A 242-nucleotide genomic window follows, 5' to 3' on the forward strand; every position below is an offset into this window, starting at 1 on the left:
GGTGAGGACGTAGATGGTGACCGCACCGGCGCGAGGGTCTTTCCCTGATCCTGCGCAGTCAGGGTCACCGCAGAGGCAGGTCAGTCGGTCGGCTCCGGCCAGGACGGCGGCGAGGGCGTCGGCGCGGCGTTCGGCCACGGTCCGCGGATCCTCAGAGCAGACACCATTGGCGAGGGTGTTGAGGCGGGTGTCGCTGATCGCGGCGTCGGTGGCACGCATCCGTCCCCAGAACGACACCACCC

1 protein-coding gene is annotated in these 242 nt (G+C 69.8%); it reads right to left on the minus strand.

What is annotated here, in order from left to right; genetic code table 11:
• On the minus strand, positions 1-219 hold a 219-nt coding region (locus tag G154_RS00015), incomplete at its 3' end, for a DUF222 domain-containing protein (RefSeq protein ID WP_237742468.1).
• Positions 220-242 lie beyond the last annotated feature (23 nt).

Source organism: Mycobacterium sp. VKM Ac-1816D (assembly GCF_000416385.1).
Lineage (GTDB): Bacteria > Actinomycetota > Actinomycetes > Mycobacteriales > Mycobacteriaceae > Mycobacterium > Mycobacterium neoaurum_A.